Source organism: Salmonella sp. 2020_1395 (genome assembly GCF_043848115.1).
Lineage (GTDB): Bacteria > Pseudomonadota > Gammaproteobacteria > Enterobacterales > Enterobacteriaceae > Salmonella > Salmonella enterica.
Genome location: NZ_JBCMFH010000008.1, coordinates 169,539 through 191,270, shown reverse-complemented (window position 1 = coordinate 191,270; position 21,732 = coordinate 169,539). Strand labels below are relative to the sequence as shown.

The 21,732-nt window shown below is 44.1% G+C and carries 19 protein-coding genes; 7 read left to right on the top strand and 12 right to left on the bottom strand.

Translation table 11 applies throughout. The features are described from left to right. The first annotated feature begins 102 nt into the window (after window positions 1-102). Genes hisD through hisIE form a run of 7 tightly spaced genes read left to right on the top strand, consistent with a single transcriptional unit; the run spans window position 103 to window position 6,237 of the window. Complete coding sequence (hisD, locus tag ACH0WD_RS15050) at window positions 103-1,407, top strand: histidinol dehydrogenase (RefSeq protein ID WP_000009622.1); 1,305 nt, start codon at window positions 103-105, stop codon at window positions 1,405-1,407. Beyond that, window positions 1,404-2,483, top strand: coding sequence for a histidinol-phosphate transaminase (gene hisC, locus ACH0WD_RS15045; RefSeq protein WP_000102715.1), 1,080 nt, complete (start codon window positions 1,404-1,406; stop codon window positions 2,481-2,483). Before hisD ends, hisC begins: the two co-directional genes overlap by 4 nt. Continuing rightward, a complete protein-coding gene (gene hisB / locus ACH0WD_RS15040) occupies window positions 2,480-3,547 on the top strand; it encodes a bifunctional histidinol-phosphatase/imidazoleglycerol-phosphate dehydratase HisB (protein ID WP_000080053.1) in 1,068 nt (355 codons plus the stop codon). Before hisC ends, hisB begins: the two co-directional genes overlap by 4 nt. Further along, the gene (gene hisH / locus ACH0WD_RS15035) at window positions 3,547-4,137 is read left to right on the top strand and encodes an imidazole glycerol phosphate synthase subunit HisH (RefSeq protein WP_001103593.1); all 591 of its coding nucleotides are present in this window, start codon (window positions 3,547-3,549) and stop codon (window positions 4,135-4,137) included. Before hisB ends, hisH begins: the two co-directional genes overlap by 1 nt. Continuing rightward, window positions 4,137-4,874 (top strand): 1-(5-phosphoribosyl)-5-[(5-phosphoribosylamino)methylideneamino]imidazole-4-carboxamide isomerase, encoded by a 738-nt coding sequence (hisA, locus tag ACH0WD_RS15030; protein WP_000586404.1) that lies wholly within the window; start codon window positions 4,137-4,139, stop codon window positions 4,872-4,874. Before hisH ends, hisA begins: the two co-directional genes overlap by 1 nt. Continuing rightward, window positions 4,856-5,632 (top strand): imidazole glycerol phosphate synthase subunit HisF, encoded by a 777-nt coding sequence (gene hisF / locus ACH0WD_RS15025; protein ID WP_000880130.1) that lies wholly within the window; start codon window positions 4,856-4,858, stop codon window positions 5,630-5,632. Before hisA ends, hisF begins: the two co-directional genes overlap by 19 nt. Further along, window positions 5,626-6,237, top strand: coding sequence for a bifunctional phosphoribosyl-AMP cyclohydrolase/phosphoribosyl-ATP diphosphatase HisIE (hisIE, locus tag ACH0WD_RS15020; protein ID WP_000954846.1), 612 nt, complete (start codon window positions 5,626-5,628; stop codon window positions 6,235-6,237). The genes hisF and hisIE overlap by 7 nt, the downstream gene beginning before the upstream one ends. Before the next feature lie 80 nt (window positions 6,238-6,317). On the opposite strand, the gene wzzB is transcribed toward hisIE, so the two are convergent. The 12 genes from wzzB to rfbH all read right to left on the bottom strand — a co-directional run bounded on the left by wzzB (window position 6,318) and on the right by rfbH (window position 21,723). Further along, window positions 6,318-7,301 carry an LPS O-antigen chain length determinant protein WzzB gene (gene wzzB / locus ACH0WD_RS15015; RefSeq protein WP_000215255.1) on the bottom strand — a complete coding sequence of 328 codons (984 nt, stop codon included), beginning with the start codon at window positions 7,299-7,301 and terminating at the stop codon, window positions 6,318-6,320. A gap of 142 nt (window positions 7,302-7,443) precedes the next feature. Then, complete coding sequence (gene ugd / locus ACH0WD_RS15010) at window positions 7,444-8,610, bottom strand: UDP-glucose 6-dehydrogenase (protein WP_000704825.1); 1,167 nt, start codon at window positions 8,608-8,610, stop codon at window positions 7,444-7,446. 235 nt (window positions 8,611-8,845) lie between these two features. Next, window positions 8,846-10,252 (bottom strand): NADP-dependent phosphogluconate dehydrogenase, encoded by a 1,407-nt coding sequence (gene gndA, locus ACH0WD_RS15005; RefSeq protein ID WP_000043533.1) that lies wholly within the window; start codon window positions 10,250-10,252, stop codon window positions 8,846-8,848. Between the two features lie 163 nt (window positions 10,253-10,415). After that, window positions 10,416-11,846 carry an undecaprenyl-phosphate galactose phosphotransferase gene (locus ACH0WD_RS15000; RefSeq protein ID WP_000368701.1) on the bottom strand — a complete coding sequence of 477 codons (1,431 nt, stop codon included), beginning with the start codon at window positions 11,844-11,846 and terminating at the stop codon, window positions 10,416-10,418. A gap of 71 nt (window positions 11,847-11,917) precedes the next feature. Beyond that, on the bottom strand, window positions 11,918-13,351 hold the full coding sequence (rfbK, locus tag ACH0WD_RS14995) for an O-antigen biosynthesis phosphomannomutase RfbK (RefSeq protein WP_001103634.1): 1,434 nt from the start codon (window positions 13,349-13,351) through the stop codon (window positions 11,918-11,920). After that, a complete protein-coding gene (locus tag ACH0WD_RS14990; protein ID WP_001747574.1) occupies window positions 13,338-14,777 on the bottom strand; it encodes a mannose-1-phosphate guanylyltransferase/mannose-6-phosphate isomerase in 1,440 nt (479 codons plus the stop codon). The genes rfbK and ACH0WD_RS14990 overlap by 14 nt, the downstream gene beginning before the upstream one ends. Then, window positions 14,778-15,722: an O antigen biosynthesis rhamnosyltransferase RfbN gene (rfbN, locus tag ACH0WD_RS14985; protein WP_000705154.1), complete on the bottom strand. Its 945-nt coding sequence runs from the start codon at window positions 15,720-15,722 to the stop codon at window positions 14,778-14,780. After that, window positions 15,723-16,784, bottom strand: coding sequence for a glycosyltransferase family 1 protein (locus tag ACH0WD_RS14980; RefSeq protein ID WP_001747575.1), 1,062 nt, complete (start codon window positions 16,782-16,784; stop codon window positions 15,723-15,725). Between the two features lie 318 nt (window positions 16,785-17,102). Beyond that, window positions 17,103-18,104, bottom strand: coding sequence for an abequosyltransferase RfbV (gene rfbV, locus ACH0WD_RS14975; RefSeq protein WP_000908622.1), 1,002 nt, complete (start codon window positions 18,102-18,104; stop codon window positions 17,103-17,105). 4 nt (window positions 18,105-18,108) lie between these two features. Then, the gene (locus ACH0WD_RS14970; RefSeq protein ID WP_006497737.1) at window positions 18,109-19,401 is read right to left on the bottom strand and encodes an MATE family efflux transporter; all 1,293 of its coding nucleotides are present in this window, start codon (window positions 19,399-19,401) and stop codon (window positions 18,109-18,111) included. Window positions 19,402-19,482: 81 nt separating this feature from the next. After that, window positions 19,483-20,382 (bottom strand): CDP-abequose synthase, encoded by a 900-nt coding sequence (locus ACH0WD_RS14965; RefSeq protein ID WP_000143399.1) that lies wholly within the window; start codon window positions 20,380-20,382, stop codon window positions 19,483-19,485. Between the two features lie 27 nt (window positions 20,383-20,409). After that, window positions 20,410-21,723, bottom strand: a complete 1,314-nt coding sequence (gene rfbH, locus ACH0WD_RS14960; protein WP_000126349.1) for a lipopolysaccharide biosynthesis protein RfbH — start codon at window positions 21,721-21,723, stop codon at window positions 20,410-20,412. Window positions 21,724-21,732 lie beyond the last annotated feature (9 nt).

The window sequence follows — 21,732 nt, the reverse complement described above, 5'->3', positions numbered from 1 at the left end:
TCTGACGCCTGATAGCGCTGCGCTTATCAGGCCTACGTAATGCGTTGATATTTTGGGTTCTGTAGGCCGGATAAGGCGGAACCCTGTGATGGAGTAAAGACCATGAGCTTCAATACCCTGATTGACTGGAACAGCTGTAGCCCTGAACAGCAGCGTGCGCTGCTGACGCGTCCGGCGATTTCCGCCTCTGACAGTATTACCCGGACGGTCAGCGATATTCTGGATAATGTAAAAACACGCGGTGACGATGCCCTGCGTGAATACAGCGCTAAATTTGATAAAACAGAAGTGACAGCGCTACGCGTCACCCCTGAAGAGATCGCCGCCGCCGGCGCGCGTCTGAGCGACGAATTAAAACAGGCGATGGCCGCTGCCGTCAAAAATATTGAAACGTTCCATTCCGCGCAGACGCTACCGCCTGTAGATGTGGAAACCCAGCCAGGCGTGCGTTGCCAGCAGGTTACGCGTCCCGTCGCGTCTGTCGGTCTGTATATTCCCGGCGGCTCGGCTCCGCTCTTCTCAACGGTGCTGATGCTGGCGACGCCGGCGCGCATTGCGGGATGTCAGAACGTGGTTCTGTGCTCGCCGCCGCCCATCGCTGATGAAATCCTCTATGCGGCGCAACTGTGTGGCGTGCAGGAAATCTTTAACGTCGGCGGCGCGCAGGCGATTGCCGCTCTGGCCTTCGGCAGCGAGTCCGTACCGAAAGTGGATAAAATTTTTGGCCCCGGCAACGCCTTTGTAACCGAAGCCAAGCGTCAGGTCAGCCAGCGCCTCGACGGCGCGGCTATCGATATGCCTGCCGGGCCGTCTGAAGTACTGGTGATCGCCGACAGCGGCGCAACACCGGATTTCGTCGCTTCTGACCTGCTCTCCCAGGCTGAGCACGGTCCGGATTCCCAGGTGATTCTGCTGACGCCTGATGCTGACATTGCCCGCAAGGTGGCGGAGGCGGTAGAACGTCAACTGGCGGAGCTGCCGCGCGCGGACACCGCCCGGCAGGCCCTGAGCGCCAGTCGTCTAATTGTGACCAAAGATTTAGCGCAGTGCGTCGCCATCTCTAATCAGTATGGGCCGGAACACTTAATCATCCAGACGCGCAATGCGCGCGATTTGGTGGATGCGATTACCAGCGCAGGCTCGGTATTTCTCGGCGACTGGTCGCCGGAATCCGCCGGTGATTACGCTTCCGGAACCAACCATGTTTTACCGACCTATGGCTATACTGCTACCTGTTCCAGCCTTGGGTTAGCGGATTTCCAGAAACGGATGACCGTTCAGGAACTGTCGAAAGCGGGCTTTTCCGCTCTGGCATCAACCATTGAAACATTGGCGGCGGCAGAACGTCTGACCGCCCATAAAAATGCCGTGACCCTGCGCGTAAACGCCCTCAAGGAGCAAGCATGAGCACTGAAAACACTCTCAGCGTCGCTGACTTAGCCCGTGAAAATGTCCGCAACCTGGTACCGTATCAGTCCGCCCGCCGTCTGGGCGGTAACGGCGATGTCTGGCTGAACGCGAATGAATTCCCGACAGCGGTGGAGTTTCAGCTCACCCAACAAACGCTTAACCGCTACCCGGAATGCCAGCCAAAGGCCGTGATTGAAAACTACGCGCAATATGCTGGCGTAAAGCCGGAGCAGGTGCTGGTCAGCCGCGGCGCGGATGAAGGGATCGAGCTGGTGATCCGCGCCTTCTGCGAACCGGGGAAAGACGCCATTCTCTACTGTCCGCCCACTTACGGTATGTACAGCGTCAGCGCCGAAACCATTGGCGTAGAGCGCCGGACGGTTCCCGCGCTTGAAAACTGGCAGCTGGATCTACAGGGGATTTCCGACAACCTTGACGGCACAAAAGTGGTATTCGTTTGTAGCCCCAATAACCCTACCGGGCAACTTATCAACCCGCAGGATCTGCGCACGCTGCTGGAGTTGACACGCGGTAAAGCGATAGTCGTCGCCGACGAAGCTTATATTGAGTTTTGCCCACAGGCCACGCTGACAGGCTGGCTGGTTGAATATCCTCATCTGGTTATCCTGCGCACATTGTCGAAAGCTTTTGCGCTGGCGGGTCTGCGCTGCGGCTTTACGCTGGCTAATGAAGAGGTGATCAACCTGCTGTTAAAAGTGATCGCCCCTTATCCGCTTTCTACGCCAGTGGCGGATATCGCCGCCCAGGCGCTGAGTCCGCAGGGAATAAACGCAATGCGCGATCGCGTGGCGCAGACAGTGCAGGAACGTCAGTATCTGGTGAATGCCCTGCAACAGACCGCCTGCGTAGAACACGTCTTTGACTCTGAAACCAACTATATTCTGGCGCGGTTTACTGCCTCCAGCAGCGTGTTTAAATCCTTATGGGATCAGGGCATTATCTTACGCGATCAGAATAAACAACCTTCTTTAAGCGGCTGCCTGCGGATTACGGTCGGCACCCGCCAGGAAAACCAGCGCGTCATTGACGCCTTACGTGCGGAGCCAGTATGAGTCAGAAGTATCTTTTCATCGACCGGGACGGAACCTTGATTTCCGAACCGCCGAGCGATTTTCAGGTAGACCGCTTTGATAAACTGGCCTTTGAGCCAGAAGTGATACCCGTATTGCTGAAGCTGCAAAAAGCCGGTTTTAAGCTGGTGATGATCACTAACCAGGATGGACTTGGCACGCAAAGCTTCCCGCAGACGGACTTCGACGGACCGCACAACCTGATGATGCAGATTTTCACCTCTCAGGGCGTACGCTTTGATGAGGTGCTGATCTGCCCTCACCTGCCCGCAGACGACTGCGACTGCCGCAAGCCCAAAGTGAAGCTGGTGGAGCGTTATCTTGCGGAACAAGCGATGGATAGCGCCAACAGCTATGTGATTGGCGATCGTGCGACCGATATCCAGCTCGCTGATAATATGGGCATTACTGGTTTACGCTATCACCGTGAAACGCTGAACTGGACGATGATTGGCGAACAGCTAACGAAACGCGATCGCTATGCGCATGTGGTCCGCAACACCAAAGAAACACAGATTGATGTCAGCGTCTGGCTGGATCGCGAAGGCAACAGCAAGATTAATACCGGCGTCGGCTTCTTTGACCATATGCTCGATCAAATCGCCACCCACGGCGGCTTTCGCATGGAGATTACCGTTAAGGGCGATCTCTATATCGACGATCACCACACGGTAGAAGATACCGGACTGGCGCTCGGTGAGGCATTAAAACTGGCACTCGGCGACAAGCGCGGTATCTGTCGTTTTGGCTTTGTCCTGCCGATGGATGAATGTCTGGCGCGCTGCGCGCTGGATATTTCCGGTCGTCCGCATCTGGAATATAAAGCTGAATTTACCTACCAGCGTGTGGGCGATTTGAGCACAGAGATGATTGAACACTTTTTCCGCTCACTCTCTTACACGATGGGCGTCACTCTGCATCTCAAGACTAAGGGTAAGAACGATCACCACCGTGTCGAAAGTTTGTTTAAAGCCTTTGGTCGGACGCTACGCCAGGCTATTCGCGTGGAGGGCGATACATTACCGTCCTCGAAAGGAGTGCTGTGATGAACGTCGTCATCCTTGACACCGGCTGCGCCAATTTAAGCTCGGTGAAATCCGCCGTGGCGCGCCACGGTTACACCCCGGTGGTCAGCCGCGAAGCGGAAACCGTATTACGCGCTGACAAACTCTTTCTGCCCGGCGTCGGCACGGCGCAGGCCGCTATGGATCAACTGCGCGAACGTGAACTGATCGACTTAATTAAAGCGTGTACTCAGCCGGTACTGGGTATCTGCTTAGGGATGCAACTGCTGGGTCGTCGCAGCGAAGAGACGCGCGGCGTGGATCTGCTGAACATTATCGAGCAAGACGTGCCGAAAATGACCGACTTTGGTCTGCCGCTGCCGCACATGGGCTGGAATCGCGTGTATCCGCAGGCGGGCAATCGGCTGTTTCAGGGCATTGAAGATGGCGCCTATTTTTACTTTGTTCACAGCTACGCGATGCCGGTCAACCCGTGGACTATCGCCCAGTGCAATTACGGCGAGCCGTTTACCGCGGCGGTACAGAAAGATAATTTCTTCGGCGTACAGTTCCACCCGGAACGTTCGGGCGCGGCGGGCGCACAGTTGCTGAAAAACTTCCTGGAGATGTAATGATTATTCCGGCATTAGATTTAATTGACGGCACCGTGGTGCGTCTCCACCAGGGCGACTACGCCCGGCAGCGGGATTATGGTAACGATCCCCTGCCCCGTTTGCAGGATTACGCCGCCCAGGGCGCCGGGGTGCTGCATCTGGTAGATCTGACCGGCGCTAAAGATCCGGCTAAGCGACAGATACCGCTGATTAAAACCCTGGTCGCGGGCGTGAACGTGCCTGTTCAGGTCGGCGGCGGTGTGCGTACCGAAGAAGACGTTGCGGCATTACTGAAAGCTGGCGTTGCCCGTGTGGTCATCGGTTCAACGGCGGTGAAATCCCCTGACGTGGTGAAAGGCTGGTTTGAACGTTTTGGCGCGCAGGCGCTGGTACTGGCGCTGGACGTTCGCATAGACGAACACGGCAACAAACAGGTGGCGGTTAGCGGCTGGCAGGAAAATTCCGGTGTCTCGCTGGAACAACTGGTGGAGACCTATCTCCCCGTCGGCCTGAAACATGTACTGTGTACCGATATTTCTCGCGACGGCACGCTGGCGGGCTCTAACGTGTCGCTGTACGAAGAAATATGCGCCAGATATCCGCAGATCGCCTTTCAATCCTCCGGCGGTATTGGCGATATCGGTGATATTGCCGCCCTGCGCGGCACCGGCGTGCGCGGCGTGATTGTCGGACGCGCTCTGCTGGAAGGGAAATTTACCGTTAAGGAGGCCATCCAATGCTGGCAAAACGTATAATTCCGTGTCTGGATGTTCGTGATGGTCAGGTGGTGAAAGGCGTACAGTTTCGCAACCATGAGATCATTGGCGATATCGTTCCGCTGGCCAAACGCTATGCCGATGAAGGCGCGGACGAACTGGTGTTCTATGACATTACCGCCTCCAGCGATGGTCGCGTAGTCGATAAAAGCTGGGTGGCGCGCGTTGCCGAGGTGATCGACATTCCGTTTTGTGTAGCGGGCGGCATCCGGTCAATTGACGACGCCGCCAAAATTCTTTCTTTCGGGGCGGATAAGATCTCTATCAACTCCCCGGCGCTGGCTGACTCAACGCTGATTACCCGTCTGGCTGACCGTTTTGGCGTACAATGCATTGTCGTCGGGATTGATACCTGGTTTGACGACGCCACGGGGAAATATCATGTTAACCAGTATACCGGCGATGAAAACCGTACCCGCGTGACGCAGTGGGAGACGCTGGATTGGGTGCAAGAGGTACAACAGCGCGGCGCAGGGGAAATCGTCCTGAATATGATGAACCAGGACGGCGTGCGTAACGGTTATGATCTGACGCAGTTGAAAAAAGTCCGTGACGTTTGCCGCGTGCCGCTGATCGCCTCCGGCGGCGCGGGCACGATGGAACACTTTCTTGAGGCATTCCGTGATGCCGATGTCGACGGCGCGCTTGCCGCCTCCGTTTTTCACAAGCAAATCATCAATATTGGCGAATTAAAAGCGTACCTGGCAGGCCAGGGCGTGGAGATCAGGATATGTTAACAGAGCAACAACGCCGCGAGCTGGACTGGGAAAAAACCGATGGCCTGATGCCAGCCATCGTGCAACATGCGGTATCCGGCGAAGTATTGATGCTGGGCTATATGAACCCACAAGCGCTGGACAAAACCATTGAATCCGGCCATGTCACGTTCTTCTCACGCACGAAACAGCGTTTATGGACCAAAGGCGAAACCTCAGGCCATGTGCTGAATGTCGTCAGCATTGCGCCGGATTGCGACAACGATACACTGCTGGTGCTGGCAAATCCTGTCGGGCCGACCTGCCACAAAGGTACCAGCAGCTGCTTTGGCGACGCCAGCCATCAGTGGTTATTCCTGTATCAACTGGAGCAGCTACTGGCAGAGCGCAAAACCGCCGATCCGGCCAGCTCTTACACGGCGAAACTGTACGCCAGCGGTACTAAACGTATTGCGCAAAAAGTTGGCGAAGAAGGTGTGGAAACCGCGCTGGCGGCCACCGTCAATGATCGTTTTGAATTAACCAATGAAGCGTCTGATTTGATGTACCACCTGCTGGTGCTGTTGCAGGATCAGGATCTCAACCTCACCACCGTGATCGACAATCTTCGTAAGCGTCATCAATAAGCGTAAAAAAACCGGGCAATGCCCGGTTTTTTAATGAGAAATTTTACCTTTCGAAGCCGACCACCATCCGGCAAAGAAGCTTACAAGGCTTTTGGCTTATAGCTACGTAGCGCATTGCGCCCCAGCACAATCCCGGCACCGATCATCCCGCCCAGCAACACAGCCAGCACGAGGGTAATGGCTGTTTTCGGGCTATCGCGACGGACCGGCAGCGTCGGCTTCATCACATAACGATAGACGTGCACCGTATCGGCAGTCACTTTCAGATTTTTAATGTCCAGCAGTGTCTGCTTCGTCTGGTAATAGGCCGGAGAAAAGACCAGTGGACGCGTCGCTTCGTTCTGTATCATCGATTTTAGCGCATCGCTCCCCAACAGGAACATCGTGTCCTGGGTAACATCCTGGGTTTGCTGAATCTGCGGCTGCGTGATTTTGGCCTCATCCGCATAGCGCAACGCTTCTTCGATTTGCTTAATACGCAGATCTTTTTGTTCCTGCGCCACAACTTCCTGCGTCTCAAGAGACTCCTGCAACGTTTTGGTTTGCAGCGTGATGTTATCTTTCAGGTCAACTTCCAGTTCCTTAGCGACCTCTTCATCCACCTGTTGGATATATTCCGCCAGCCGACGCTGCGCCCCTTCAGCGGTAGTACTCACATAAGAAACCGAGAGCGGCAGCGTCTGCCCCTTTACCGACTGTTCAATGGTGAGCTTTTCCCGCTCTTTCTGATTATCCAGCGCTTCCGATAATGCGGAAAACGCAGAACTAAAGCGGCTTATAAAATTCGCCTGCACTTCAGAGATTTTGGGGGCATTCCCGCCATACAAGACGTTGAGCGCGTTGGTATAGGTGGCAACCTGCGCGGCATCAGGTTGGGTAATAATCGCCGTGGATGTCCATTTTTCTTTGGCTATCATCAGGTAGCCTACGGCCAGCAAAATGGCGATAATAACGGCTACAATAATGGTCATCTTCCCACGCCATAACTGTAGCAATAACTCAATCAAATCAATCTGTTCCGGATCGTTCCCACGCCCGGAAGACGTATTACTATCCACTGTCATAGATACCCTAACTAAAAAAAGGATGAAGCTGGAGACAGTGTAGTCATAAAGCAAATATATGCCATAGGATTAATGATAAAAATCAGACATTATTTCCATATGGTCAATAAATCATCGGGACTCATCAGCCCCGATTGCCTTATTAATCACTACCGAAAAGATCGCGGGTATACACTTTTTCAGCAACATCCAAAAGCTCTGCCGCCATCCTGTTGGAAATAATGACATCCGCCTGCTGTTTAAAGCAGTGCAAATCACGTTCAAGACGTGAGTTAAAGAAAGTATCTTCTTCCATTACCGGCTCATAGATGATGACCTCTACGCCTTTCGCTTTAATGCGCTTCATAATCCCCTGAATCGATGAGGCGCGGAAGTTATCGGAGCCACTCTTCATAATCAGGCGATAAATGCCCACCACTTTAGGCTTTCTGGCGAGGATAGCGTCGGCAATAAAATCTTTACGCGTACGGTTTGCTTCAACGATAGCGGAGATAATATTATTAGGCACCGACTGATAATTAGCCAGCAACTGTTTGGTATCTTTTGGCAAACAATATCCGCCATAACCAAAAGAGGGATTATTATAATGATTGCCAATACGCGGGTCGAGGCACACCCCTTCAATAATTTGTCGGGTATTTAATCCTAACGTTTCAGCATAGCTGTCTAATTCATTAAAATAAGCGACTCGCATAGCGAGATAAGTATTGGCGAAAAGTTTAATGGCTTCCGCTTCAGTGGAGTCCGTAAACAGCGTCGGAATCTCCTGTTTAATAGCGCCTTCCTGGAGTAATGCGGCAAATTCTCTGGCGCGCTCAGACTGTTCCCCAATCACGATACGGGAGGGATAAAGGTTATCGTAAAGGGCTTTACCTTCACGTAAAAACTCCGGAGAGAAAATGATGTTTTCTGTCGCAAACTTCTGACGCATTGCCGCCGTGAAGCCAACCGGTACCGTAGACTTAATAATCATCACGGCAGCGGGGTTGATGCTGATCACATCCTGAATGACCGATTCCACACTAGACGTATTAAAATAGTTGGTTTTGGGATCGTAATCCGTAGGCGTAGCAATGATGACGTAATCTGCATTCTGGTACGCATCAAACTTATCCAGCGTTGCCCTGAATCTGATGTTATCTTCCTTTAAAAATTGCTGAATTTCTTTATCAACAATCGGAGATATCCGATCATTTAACAGTTCAACACGGGAAGGAACAATGTCTAACGCCACCACATCATGATGTTGTGCAATAAGCAAACCATTAGACAAGCCAACATAACCCGTCCCGGATATCGTGATTTTCATTATTCGCTCTCAGAATTAACTTAATTATGAATCATGATGTATTTCGCATCCTGATAAGATATTAAAGTTTTAACGCCTGAGTATATAAAGTGCAACGCAGACGAAAACAATTCAGATTATCTTCATTACGATAAACACAGATTATTAAGTTAATATTAAGCAAAAGCGATAAATCAATAAGAATAGAGATAAAAAAAAGCCCGGTATTAAACCGGGCTTAAACATTTCGCAGAAATTATTCCAACCATTCGGTATGGAAAACACCTTCTTTATCAGTACGTTTATAGGTGTGCGCACCAAAGTAGTCACGCTGCGCCTGAATTAAGTTAGCTGGCAGTACTGCGGCGCGATAGCTGTCATAGTAGGCCACTGCCGCAGAGAATGTCGGCACCGGAATGCCGTTCTGCACCGCGTAAGCCACAACATCACGCAGCGCCTGCTGGTACTCATCAGCAATTTTCTTGAAGTAAGGCGCTAACAGCAAATTGGCAATACCAGCGTTTTCTGCGTAAGCATCGGTGATTTTCTGCAGGAACTGAGCGCGAATGATACAACCCGCACGGAAAATCTTAGCAATCTCGCCGTAGTTGAGATCCCAGTGATATTCATCAGACGCGGCGCGTAGCTGCGAGAAGCCCTGCGCATAGGAGACGATCTTGCCAAGATACAGCGCGCGACGCACTTTCTCGATAAATTCCGCTTTGTCGCCTGCCGGCTGCGCTTTCGGGCCGGAGAGCACTTTAGATGCGGCAACACGTTGTGCTTTCAACGAAGAGATGTAACGCGCAAAGACGGATTCGGTAATTAGCGACAGCGGTTCGCCCAGATCCAGCGCGCTCTGGCTGGTCCATTTACCGGTCCCTTTGTTGGCGGCTTCATCAAGAATGACATCCACCAGGTAGTTTCCGTCTTCATCTTTTTTAGTGAAGATGTCTTTAGTGATGTCGATCAAATAACTGCTCAGCTCGCCGTTATTCCACTCGGTAAAAGTGTTCGCCAACTCTTCATTGCTGAGGTTCAGGCCGCCTTTCAGCAGGGAGTAAGCTTCAGCGATAAGCTGCATATCGCCATATTCAATACCATTGTGGACCATCTTGACGTAGTGACCAGCACCATCGGCGCCGATATAGGTCACGCACGGTTCGCCATCTTCCGCCACAGCAGCAATCTTCGTCAGGATCGGCGCCACCAGTTCATAGGCATCTTTCTGACCGCCAGGCATGATAGATGGCCCTTTCAGCGCGCCCTCTTCACCACCGGAAACACCGGTACCGATAAAGTTAAAACCTTCCGCAGACAGCTCGCGATTGCGACGGATTGTGTCCTGGAAGAAGGTGTTACCGCCATCAATAATGATATCGCCTTTTTCCAGATACGGTTTCAGCGAATCGATAGCTGCATCAGTACCTGCGCCCGCTTTCACCATTAACAGGATACGACGAGGCGTTTCGAGGGATTCAACAAACTCTTTCACCGTGTAATAAGGCACCAGCTTTTTGCCGGGATTCTCGGCAATCACTTCTTCGGTCTTTTCACGGGAGCGGTTGAAAACGGAGACGGTATAACCACGGCTTTCGATGTTGAGCGCGAGGTTGCGCCCCATCACTGCCATACCGACGACGCCGATCTGTTGCTTGGACATTACATACTCCTGTCAGGTGTGGAAACCCTGCCACAAACGGTCATGGCAGGTTAAAGGTGAATAGTATGTTAACTCAAAGGTATGATATTAAGGTAGCGATTGATGCGTTCAGATTTTACGCAGGCTATTTTATACAATTATTATTCAGTACTTCTCGATAAGCTTAATACGCACCATCTCGCCGCAAAACAACTTTCGCTGTTTTAAACAGAATGGCAATATCATTCCAAAGCGTCCAGTTTTTAACATACCATGAATCAAAATAAACACGGGTGTCATAATCAACATCATTACGCCCACTCACTTGCCATAGACCTGTCATGCCCGGTTTTGCCATCAAATAATAATCAACATCATCACAATAACGCTCCAGTTCATCCGAAACGATAGGTCGTGGTCCAACCAGGCTCATATCACCTTTTAGTACATTAAAAAGTTGTGGCAACTCATCAAGGCTAGTTTTACGTATAAATCGACCTACAGCTGTGATTCGAGGATCATTTTTCAGTTTAAAATCTTTTTCCCATTCAGCCCTGGCAATAGGATCGTTAGCCAAAAGTTCTTTTAGTACCTCTTGAGAATTCATAACCATAGAACGAAATTTATAGCATGGAAAAAGTTTTCCATGCCGACCTACTCGCTGGTGACCATAAATAGCCGGACCACCATCTCGAGTAACTTTATACCACAGATAAATCATAAGTGGTGATGCAATTATAAGAATTATTATTGAACAAACAATATCAAATGTCCGTTTGAGAAAACGGGACGACCTTTTAGCCAAGTTATTTTGTATCCTTAATAACATAACTTCATGGCTAAAGATAAAAGACATATCAGTATTATATAATGGCAATCCTCTAAACGAGGGGACTACAGTAACAGAACGACAATGATGTTTTGAAAGTTCACGTAGCCAAAAATGTGTTTTCTCCAACTCGGTGTATTCATAAGCAAGGATATAATGGACATCACCTGTACGATTTAAATCCCAAATAGTCTCAGTATCCTTTATCACCGGCAACATATTTATTTCAGCATCTGACGCATCCGTATCAAAAAAAGCGATAACATCAAACCCCATCATCTCCTCACTTTGCAGCGCAGAATATGCACCACGAGCATTCTGTCCGCTCCCCAGGATGATAGTTTTTTTCTTCCAGATACCTAGCTTGTTCAATAAATGCTTTGTAAGTGCGCGAAAAAAAGGCACCAGGATTATGGCAAAAGTCCAACAAAACACCCAGACATAGCGTGAAAACTGCCATTTTGTAAACGCTATCAGCGCCAAATCAAATATAGCAAAAATAACGATCGTTCGAAAAATTTCTTTTAACTCATACCAAAATGGCTTGCGGTATGTATAATGTCGCAAACGAATCCAAAACCAACCGACACATACTACTGACAAAATAAAATGAGTAATAACTCTTGTATCTAATTGGTCTTGAGGAATAAATCGCTGTACTTCATCAAAAATAAAATAGACACATCCTAATGAAAACCATAAGGCTAAATTAAAAAAAATTAAATCCGATATAGCCAAAAAAATTTTACATAGCTGTGGATTATACTTATTATCAATATTATCCATTTAATCCTCACCCTCTGACCGTGCATAATGTAAATAAAATAGGCATATTAAGTAAATAACATTCAATTCTTTTACGGCAAGCATCGTTTTTTAATATTAGCAAGCGTTGTATTTACAAGATCCTGAGCTCTATTTAATAAATTAGCTTCTGCATAGCAGCGTAACTCAGGCGCATTACCAGAAGCGCGCAAATGCACAATACATCCATCACGTAAGGTAATTCGCATACCATCTGTCATATCTGTAGAAATTGCACCTTCATTCTCCAGGCCAATATAGCTTAAGAGGTTGCTCAGATTTTCTCTGCCCATACTAATTAAGGATTGACTTTTATCAGTCGTAATCCCCTGTAATCTGTCAGAATGGGTGTAACGAGTTGGGAGTTCATTGACTAAAGCGCTAATGCTGGTATTCCTACTTTTGTAAAGCAGCATTATTGCTGGTAATACAGCATCACGAGTTGGTAAGGCATGAAGATTCTGCTCGTTAATACAGATGTCGCTTCCTAATAAAAAGCCGCCATTGGCTTCAAAACCGACAATACGACTATAACTCCGCGATAGTTCATTAAAAGCTTCGATAACATAAGGCGAGCCAATTTTCGTAAGCTTAACATGTTTAAAAAAGCAGCCAGAAGAGATTATACTATTACAACTAACAGGAATAGCGACCGCTTCTGCATCCAATGCAAGTGAACATAATAGACCTAGTATATCGCCTCTTAGCCACTCACCGGCCTCATCAGCAATAAGAGGGCGATCACCATCCCCATCTGTCGAGAATATGGCATCTAAATCGAACTCTTTAGCCCATGAGCGAGCTTTTTCCCGATCCTCTTTGCTTACAGCCTCTGTATCTATAGGTACAAAATTATCGCTTCTACCCAAGCTAACGACTTCAGCCCCCAATGCAATAAATAAAGGCTTATAAAGATCACGCCCAGCGCTTGAATGTTCGTAAATACCAATACGCTTATTTTTCAGGAATGGAGTAGAAAATAAAGATGTATAACGAGATATATAATTAACAGCAGCCATTTCTGAAACTATGAGTTCTTTAAGTTCTAAATGGCTACACGTATCTTCAACACTAAGGATCGCAGCCTCATCATGTTTCGTGATTTCACCATCAGGACGATAAAACTTGAGGCCGTTCCGCTCGAATGGAATATGACTTCCCGTAACCATTATCGCAGGCATATTGTCAGACATAGACTGAAAGGCCAAAGCTGGGGTTGGTACCACTCCATAAAAAATACAGTTAACGCCTTTATCCGCCAATGCAGCAGCACACGCCTGAGCCATCCCATAACTACTTGGACGATTATCTATTGCCAATGCTACGGTATCAAAGGAAAAATGTTCCTGCATAACGGCAATAAATGAAACCGTAAAAGCAGCACATACCTGAGGTGTAAAATCTTTTACAAGACCGCGAGCCCCACTCGTTCCAAACACAATACCTGATGAATGAATAACATCACGGCTATTATTAACTACGTTCATTAGTCCACTCCTTCGAAAATCCAGAACGTTGTTCTAAACGAATAATATCATCCTCACCAAGATAGGCACCTGATTGAATCTCAATTAACTTCAGGGGGATCATTCCGGGATTTTCCAGCGCGTGAATAGTATCCGGAGGAATAAATGTTGATTCATTTTCAGAAACCATATAAATCTGCTCTCCCTTTGTAACACGAGCAGTCCCGGATAATACTATCCAATGCTCAGCCCGGTGGTGATGCATCTGCGCCACAAATTTCTCACCCGGCTTAACAGTGATACATCTAACGAGGTAATTTTTTCCGCTATCAATCACATTATATTTTCCCCAAGGGCGGAAAACTTCTTGATGTTGTTTATATTCGTTCCTATCATTTCGTTTTAAATAATCAACAATTTTTTTAACATCTTGTACTGTATCTTTATTAGCCACCAGTAAAGCGTCTGTTGTTTGAACAATGACAAGATTGCTTACACCAATCGCACTTATAAACATATCTTCGGAATAAATGTAATTATCATTACAAGCATGTGCGAAGATATCTCCTTTTAAAACATTTCTCTGATGATCTTTATTCGATATATCCCAAAGTGAGGACCAGGAGCCCACATCCGACCAGCCAGCACTCATTGGTATCACCACGGCATGCTGTGTGTGCTCCATAACTGCATAATCGATAGAATCACTCGGGCATGAGATAAACTCTTCTTTATCAATACGAATAAAATCAAGATCGGGATTTATATGTCCTACCGCCTTTTCACAAGCTTTGTAAATTTCAGGTGATAAGTACTTCAATTCCTTTAAATAAGAGCTTGCACGAAATAAAAACATACCGCTATTCCAGTAATATTTCCCTGATTTGAAATAGTCATCGGCGGTATCGATATCCGGTTTCTCCACAAATTCAGCCACTGCATAAGCGTCATTTCCTATCAACTCACCACGACGAATATATCCATAACCAGTTTCAGCATGCGTTGGAACAATACCAAAAGTTACAAGCTTACCATTTGCGGCGTATTCTTCCGCATGTCTGACAGCTTTCGTAAAAGCTATTTCATCCTGGATCACATGATCTGCAGCAAGAACCAACAAAAGAGGATCAGCATTATCAGCATTCTGGAGCGCACAAAACGCGGCAAGAGCGATCGCTGGTGCAGTATTACGGCCTACCGGTTCGAGAATAATATTATTTGCTAACTTGTCAATTTCACGGAGTTGTTCAGCGACTAAGAAACGGTGTCTGTCATTGCAAATGACAACGGGTTCTTCTGTAGAAAGTGAAGCTAATCGCTTTATAGTATTTTGCAGCATTGATAGTTTACCTTCAACGCTTAGAAACTGCTTCGGATGATATTCGCGTGAAAGCGGCCATAAACGGCTACCTGTGCCGCCAGCCATAATTACGGGAAGAAAAGACATTTATTTTATCTCTTTTGACGAAGAATATTGGATATTATTCCAATAACTCTTGTACATGCTAAAATAGCGACATGTAGGCAACGGTAAAGATTGCCAATGCTTGCCTAATTTGTAACCCAGAAATTTAGCAAAGGTTGTTAATAAAGCTCTTGGAATCCAGAACGGTGCATTTTTAAGCAGGAATTGAATCTCTGATTTTACGAAGCGGAAACCCTCACCACCGGCTCCGCCAAAGTCACGCTGAATCCAAGGGTTACAGGCATGAAATACCCCTGTATCAAAATACCGTTGGAACTCTTGTTTTGGCGTATAATTATGCGAATGCCTTACGCTGGCTTCTGCGCAATAAGCAATTTTATACCCCGCCTGGATCATTCTCGCAGCCATAAACATATCTTCAGCGAGGATAGTATGTTCAGGAAACCCCCCAAGTGCTTCAAAAACAGACCGCCGATAAGCTGCAAAAGAATTTGACATAAACACGGTTTTAATGCCCAATTTTTCTGTATCTGCCTTACTTTTAACAATAGATTTTGAACTATAATTAAAATTTCTGGCATGCACTGCAAGGGGATTAGCATCTTTATGAGGAAGTTGTCTACCACAAACCGCTGCTATCAATGGATCTGAAAAATAATAAACCAAATTTTTAATTGCATCCGAATCCGCGAGAATTGCATCTTGCGTTAGAAAAATTATAACATCAGCGTCCAGAGTTTTTGCAACTGCTAAATTCCTGGTTCCTCCATGATTAAAATCTTTAGAGTCAATATTAAATATTGATATATTTTTCAGGTCTGAGGCTAACGGAACCGTTTCATCTTTAGAACCTGAGTCTATAACAATCAATTTATCCGGATATATAGTTTGCTGCTTAATCGCATCCAGAACATTAGGCCAAAGCGACCCTGCATTATATGTGGGAATAATTAATGTTATTTTCATTTATTTTGATTCCGTCAACCAATTGCCAACCATCTGCTTCATATTATCAAAGTCATACCGTGCGACATAGTTGTTAAATCGGGAAATTGCATCAGGCAACTGCTCTATATTTTTAATTGCACTCTGCCAGCTTTTTTCATCATCCGGATTCACATATAATGCACCATTGGTTAACACTTCATGAAATACCGGTATATCGGACACTATAACTGGAGTATTTGATGCCATCGCTTCAATAGGAGGTATGCCAAAACCCTCATCAATAGAAGGATAAACAAGCGCGTAGGCTTTAGAATATAAAATCTTTAATTCATTAAATGAGACTTCATGTAAAAAAGTCACTTTATCTTTTAGTTCCAGATCAACGACCATTTGTTGGAGAGACATTGCATAGTCAGTACGACCACATACAATAATTAAATTATAAGAGTCAGACCAAACTTTTTTATTCTTTATGAATGAATGAATATTTTTATGTGGCCAACTTGCTCCAACAGCTAAAAAGTAATTCTTTTTTTCTTTTTTTTGTATAAAATCAGATTTATTAACGCTATTATAAATTACTGATATTTTCTCACTATCTACATTATAAGTTTTAGCAATGCTATCTTTAACGGTATAAGATACCGTTAAAATATGCTTACATCGCTTAACAGACATTTTTAATAAAAAGCGAAAATACACTTTCTGAATAAAACTATCTGGATAATAAAAAGGTCTTATATCATGTACGGTTATCGTTTGGTTTCTCAGTAAGGGGATAGTGTGATGCGTAGTACACACCAATTTTTTATTACCAAACTTAATTAAAACCCTCAGCGCAAGCCAGTAACTATATACATACCATACTAATGGTCTAAGTCGCGATGTTTTTGATGTGTTGCTAACAATATTCGGAACAGTAACTACTGCATAACCGAGCTTTTCAAAATAATCAGCGTGTACCTTGCTACAGATTATTGCGTCAACATCAGCTATTTCTCGCAGTGCCGTTAAAAATTTAATCGAGTATTGCCACATTCCCGTACCACTTTTACCTAAACGTGATAGGTTTACGATCATTGAATAGCTCTCCGTTTTTCCATACGCATCTTTAAAGCAATAATCATAAGGATAAATAATATTACGAAGTTTACACTAGGTGTAATTCTTAATAATAGAGTTAATGTAATACCGGCAGTAAAACACCACAAAATAATCATAAGAAAAATATATTATTATACTAACATTCCCCGAAAAAACATCTAAGTAGTTAAGCTATCCAAATTTATTTATATATATCAAATATGGTTTTTCATTAAAAAGAAAAGTCAGTAACGTAAATCTAGCTGAATCCAGAAAGGTTAAATCTACATTTAATCTCAATATAATAACTTACTACTACTTAATTATCCGTTTAGTAAAATTCTTAAGCACGGTAATATTTTTCACTGCATATGCTAGTTTCCCAAATCGAAGTACAGTGTTGATCATATTTTTATTACAACCTAGCTTTGCATAAAATTCAGATAAATCTCTTTTTTCATCACTATTGCCATAACATGCCATAGCCAAAGTTGTATATAACCATGGTCTCTCTTTTAGCAAAACATTTTCAAATGCTCGTTTTAAAGATATATTTTTACTGTAAAAATCATTAGCTAATTTTAAATATGCAATAAAATCAATTAATATTCGTCTGGCCTTTCCTTTCTTCTCGAAACTATCATTATCTCCTCGGCATATTACGAGTGGTTTTGATATATAATGCAAAAGGCACCCAGGCGTATTAAATACGCTCATCATGATAAATACATGAGGATAGGAAGTGCCAATATAGGACGCATCAAAATCAATGGCATCCCATCGTTCTTTTTTTACTATTAAAGAACTTAGATAGCTAAATACACCACCAATAGATAAGCATCTACTGAGATAGATTTCCCTATCTAAATTATTATTAAACACATAAAGCTCATCATCTGTTCTGAGCCAAGAACGATGAGGATTTCTAATCTCAACTAAATCACACCCGGTCTCTTTTCTGTCACATAAATATATATCTGCTTGAGAATCGAGATAAGTTTGTAATATCGCTAACGAGTCTTTCGCAAGAGCATCATCACTGCCAAATATCCAACAATAATCCCCATTCGCAAGGGATACTGAAGCAAGAAAATTTCTATCTGGTCCAAGGTTAACGCTATTACGTCGATATATTATTGGGAAATTATAATTGTTCCTCCAAACATCAATCATTTCCTCTGTACCATCAGTAGAGGCATTATCTGATATACATATCTCAATATCTAAATTAAATTTTTCCTGATTATTTATACTATTCAACAACTCTTCAAGATATTCTTTTCTATTATAAGTTGGAATACAAAATGATATAAGCATATGATTATCCCTTATTTGCCTTAATTAAGTAAGTTAGTGGAAGCCCCCAAAAAACAGTTAAAGCAAAAGATATAATCAAGCCAAGCAGCACTCCACTGATTCCAAGCGTACTAGAAAAATACCATTGTGCTATTCCACCAATTATTGCTTGTAGTGGTACTAATATCCAAAGTATTTTTAAATAATTCATACTTTGCAATAACATTGCATAAGTGTCACACCAAACGCGAATACAGAAATATATGCCAATTAACATAAAAGATAAAATAGAAACTTGATAATTAATATCTTTGGCTATTACTGAAAATATCTGCTCTTTAAATAAATAAATAAATATTGTACATCCAACAACATATAGTGAGCCAAGCAAAATATTGACACCTATCATTTTGTTAAGTTTTTTCCATTGCTGTTTGACTCTCAATTCAGCACATATAGGCCATAATGCTTGCAAAATAGCAGTATAAATAAAAAAGACTAAACCAAAAATTTTCATCGTTACTGTATATTGGACAATATCAGCAGGAGTTAGCCTTTGAGAAATGACCATATAATCTGTTTGAAGCACCACTATCGATAATAAAGTAAAAAGAAAAAACCCTGAAGATCTACGTAAAATCGCTATATAATGAGATTTTGTTGTTTTAACATGATAAAGCTTTATGTATCTATATACAATATAGCACAATGAAATCATACCCACTGGAAGATACAGGACTATTAGTGATAATTTTATGTCAACTGAGATCCCCCTATAGTATATATATAGCAAGCCGAGCATACCTATCATATAAGATAATGCGTTTAATAGATTAGCTTTCCACCCGACCAATTCGGCAAAAAGTATTTTATAAGCAATAGCTCCGATTCCAATAGAACTGAAAACCAGACATGAGGTAAAAAAGAGCATTCTGGTTTTGTCCTGTAATATCTCATGAAAAGAAGAAAGATATTTAGCGGAAATTACCCCAGAAAAAATATAAAATAAAGCAATAAAAAAAATAATAGCTATAAAGCTTAGATGTAATGCTGATTTAATATATGCATCATAACTTTTGTTTTTGGCTCTGCATTCTGATATATAATTTTGCAGTCCTGTACCGATGCCAAAATCAACAGCGCTACACCATACTAATAAACCAGTTAACAAACTAAAGATTGCATATTTCTCTTCACCTAGTATAGAAATAAGATATGAAATACTTGCTAACTGCACCCCGGCAATTATTATTTTGGATAACCATGATGAACCTGCAACAATTAAATGACTCGGAATTTTTAACAATTGAACTTTCACTATGCAATTAAACGACTTAGTTTTTACAACATAACGCGACTAATTTGTTAACGATTTATTTATTAAAAGATCATGAAAATCTCATAACCGTTTCAGTAGTTCTTCAATTCCTTTTTTATAATCGAAATTTGGTTTCCAGCCCATTGCTTTTAAATTTTTATTATTTGCTACAGAGAACATTATTTCATTATCTCTTTGCTCTATCGCACCAAATTCAAATATACTCGATGAACCTGGCATCATAGTATTTTGCAAATAAACCAGAAAATCTTTCAAACTTACCCCAGCACCAGTTCCAACTTGATACTCAGTATATGAAGGTACTTCTTTTCTATTTTCTAATATAGTTAAATAAGCATTTACCACATCATCTACAAAAATAAAGTCTCTTATCTGTTCGCCTGTTGTACATTTCACGCAACTCTGTTTTTTATTTAAGCAGTCGATAATGTATGGAATAAATTTATTTTCACCATCCCCAGGCCCATATACATGCTCTAATCGCATGTTTACAAATGAAATGTCATGCATATTAGCATAATAATGCCCAATTTCATCAAAGTGTCTTTTAGTAATTATATAAGGACGCATATGTTGATAATTAAAATCTTTCTTGGCAAAAAAACTATCTGTATTTAAAAAGATATCCGCCCGATATTTTATTGCCAAATCAAGAAGCTTTAATGGTTTTATAACATTTGCATCTTCAATATTTATGAGAGATGATGTTTTATGCCCATATTCTGTTGCCAAATGAATGATACCAATTAATGCAGAATCAATTGATAACTCCTCGACTAATAATTCGATATTATCCCAACTGCACCATCTAACATTAGCTAATGCATTACTATTATTTTTTATTACATCTCGAGTGATTGCGACAACTGAAATCCCCGATTTTTTTAGAGCTTCGAGTAAATGCTTACCAATAAAGCCGGAAGCCCCACTGACAATTACATATTCTTTCAAAAAGGTCATCGCAATCACCAGATAGAATAAATTAAATTAGAAATTCAAACCAAAGAACTCTTCAAACTTGCTAACTACATAATCTAAATGCTCTGTAGTCAAGCCTGGATAAATACCAATCCAGAACGTTTGATTCATTATACGGTCGGTATTTGTCAACTCACCCACTACACGATATTTCACATTAGCAAAATACGGTTGGCGAATCAGATTTCCAGCAAACAGTAAACGTGTACCGATTTTTGCTTCATCAAGGAATTTCACCAGTTCGACACGGTTAACACCGCTAGTTTCTTTCAGGGTGATAGGGAAGCCAAACCAGGATGGGTCTGATTTCTCTGTTGCTTCTGGTAATTCGAGGAATTCAGTGCAAGATTGCAAGCCCTGTTTCAGATAGGAAAAGTTAGCTTTACGCTGCTCTACAAACTCTTCTACGCGCTCCAACTGAGCCAGACCACATGCTGCCTGCATGTCCGTGATTTTGAGATTATATCCGAGGTGGGAATAAGTATATTTGTGATCATAGCCTTGAGGAAGTGACCCCAATTGCTGACCAAAACGTTTACCGCAGGTGTTATCGCATCCTGGCGCACAATAACAATCCCGGCCCCAGTCACGGAACGACTCAATAATTTTCTTCAGTTCACCTGACTTGGTGAATACAGCACCGCCTTCACCCATTGTGATATGGTGAGCCGGATAAAAACTAACGGTTCCGATGTCACCAAAGGTACCTACCATCTGGCCTTCATAAGTCGTCCCAAGGGCATCACAGCAGTCTTCAATCAACCATAAGTTATATTTATCGGCAATCCGACGAACTTCACTCAGGTTAAATGCATTACCGAGTGTATGAGCGATCATTATCGCTTTTGATTTCTCAGTAACTGCAGCTTCAATGAGAGAGGCATCGATATTATATGTCGGGATATCAACATCCACGAATACCGGTATTAAACCATTCTGGATCGCCGGGTTAACTGTAGTCGGGAAGCCAGCAGCGACAGTAATAACCTCATCACCAGGTTTGAGAGCACGCTCGCCTAATTTTGGGGAAGTCAGCGCAGTCAGTGCCAGCAAGTTTGCCGAAGAGCCAGATGTAGTCGTTAAAACATGAGGAACCCCAATAAATTCCCCAAGTTTTTTCTCAAAGGCATCATTGAAACGACCAGTAGTTAGCCATCCATCAAGAGACGCCTCAACCATCAATTGTAACTCTTTGGCACCAATAACCTTCCCGGAAGGAGGCACAACGCTTGTACCTGCAACAAAAGGTTTCGGGCTCAATGCCTCATTCGCATACTGAGCGACAAGCTGAGAGATTTGCTCACGCAGGTTATTTGCTGTCATTACTTTGAT